The following is a 1,973-nucleotide window of genomic DNA, read 5'->3' as shown; positions in this document are numbered from 1 at the left end:
GGCGTTGGTGCGTCAAGCTAAGCTTGATGCATCTTGCAGGGTGCAAGTCCCTGTCAGGTAAGGTTTAACCAACCACCTGTATCGAGTGTTGCGCCTTTGGCGGAGTGTGAGATTAGCAAGTTCTTTTCAGCAGTGAGGACTGCATCACACGAACAATATTGGTGAAGCGTACACAGAGAATTATGTAGGCCATAGGGGCTGTCGTGGTCCTGAAGTGCTGGTATCGCTCCGATAAATATTAGATCTGACTGACGAGGTTTGCAACGCTACCGAAGTCCATGCAAAACAGCCGTATTGGTTAGGCTGTAGAGAGTCAGCGGAGTTTACAAGCCGTGGCATGTGTAGAGAGATGTATTGAGAACTTGAGAGATCCAAAGGCGTTCCACATGGATAGTGGTAGAGAAGCTTAACGAAAAGCAAAGCCAACGATGACCCTTTGGAAGTCAGATCAGCCCATAGTAGTCTGAGCAGGGGAAAGCCTTGTACATGGCGAAGGAGCTGACAGTTATATTCGGTATTAAGCCGCCACATAGTCCAGACAAAGTAGGGCTGGGATCACTATGACAACAACACTTAATGCCATCGCATTTAAAGCACACACTCACCCTAAGCACAGGTTTCAGAATTTATATGGACTGCTAAATACCGGCAGCCTGTATCAAAGTTGGGGCCAACTCAATAAATTAGCTAAACCCGGTATTGATGGCATTACTATGCCTATGTACAAGGCAAAGCTAATCGAAAATATCGACCGTTTAGGTCAGCAGCTTAAGCAGAAATGCTACCGAGTTAATGATATTAAACGCATTTTCATCCCTAAATCGAACGGTAAACAACGGCCCTTGGGTCTGCCAACGGTTGATGACAAACTTGTGCAACAAAGTGTTAGCCAGATCCTGCAAAGTATTTGGGAGCAAGACTTTATGCGCAATAGTTATGGTTATCGACCGAATAAAAGCGCGCATCAAGCGGTGCATAGTTTGACACTTAATCTACAGTTTCAAGGTTATGGTTATATTGTAGAGGCTGATATTAAAGGCTTTTTCGACAACCTTGATCATGAATGGTTGATGGACATGCTCAAACAACGCATCGATGATAAGGCGATACTTAATTTAATTAACCAGTGGTTAAAAGCACGGATAAAATCCCCCGATGGTGTCTTTACCAAACCATCGAGTGGCAGCCCACAGGGCGGTATTATCAGTCCTGTGCTTGCTAATATTTATCTACATTACGCGTTAGACCTGTGGTTTGAAAAGAAGGTAAAGCCAAAGATGCGCGGCAGAGCAATGATGATACGTTATGCAGATGATTTTGTTTGCGCGTTTCAATATGCGAATGACGCAGAGCGCTTTTATAAGGTACTACCGAAGCGATTAAAGAAATTCAACTTAGACGTTGCACAAGACAAAACATCGTTAATGCGCTTCAGCCGATTTCACGTTGGTCGAAAACGTCATTTTGTCTTTCTAGGGTTCGAGTTTTACTGGGGCACAGATTCATCGGGTAAACCAAGACTGCGGCGGCGCACTGGCGCGAAGAAGCAAAAGGCAACGCTGAGTGAATATTACCAATGGATCAAAGCTAAGTGTTCATTTAAGTTGAGAGAATGGCTACCCCAATTAAAACGAAAACTGATAGGGTTTAGAAACTATTTCGGGCTTCCCGACAACAGCCGAAGTTTGGCAGGAGTATACGATTATGCTTTGCATACCTTATATAAATGGTTGAACAGGCGTAGTGGTCGACGAAGTTATAACTGGAGTAATTTCAAGAAGATGTTAGAGTATTTTAATATTGAGAGTATCAAAGTCAGCAAGCGAAATATCCTTGTTGATTGGTACTAGGGTCGTGTGTTTTACACGAGTGAATATATAACTGAAGAGCCGGATGCGGTAGTTCCGCACGTCCGGATCTGTGTGGGGTCGGCCTAGCAATAGGTCGCTCTACCACGATAGGCTGTAGAATTA

At 44.1% G+C, this 1,973-nt stretch carries 1 protein-coding gene; it reads left to right on the top strand.

Features of this window, described 5'->3' with window-relative positions; translation table 11 throughout:
- The first annotated feature begins 560 nt into the window (after nucleotides 1-560).
- Nucleotides 561-1,850 carry a group II intron reverse transcriptase/maturase gene (gene ltrA, locus GQR56_RS21130; protein ID WP_166115344.1) on the top strand — a complete coding sequence of 430 codons (1,290 nt, stop codon included), beginning with the start codon at nucleotides 561-563 and terminating at the stop codon, nucleotides 1,848-1,850.
- Nucleotides 1,851-1,973 lie beyond the last annotated feature (123 nt).

Source organism: Pseudoalteromonas sp. Z9A5, from assembly GCF_011378875.1.
In the GTDB taxonomy this organism is placed as follows: Bacteria; Pseudomonadota; Gammaproteobacteria; order Enterobacterales; family Alteromonadaceae; genus Pseudoalteromonas.
Note: the sequence above shows the minus strand (reverse complement) of the source record. Positions and strands in the feature narration are given on the sequence as shown.

Coding starts and splice junctions, on each gene's coding strand:
- ltrA (WP_166115344.1), top strand. CDS start 561: ATGACAACAACACTTAATGCCATCGCATTTAAAGCACACACTCACCCT.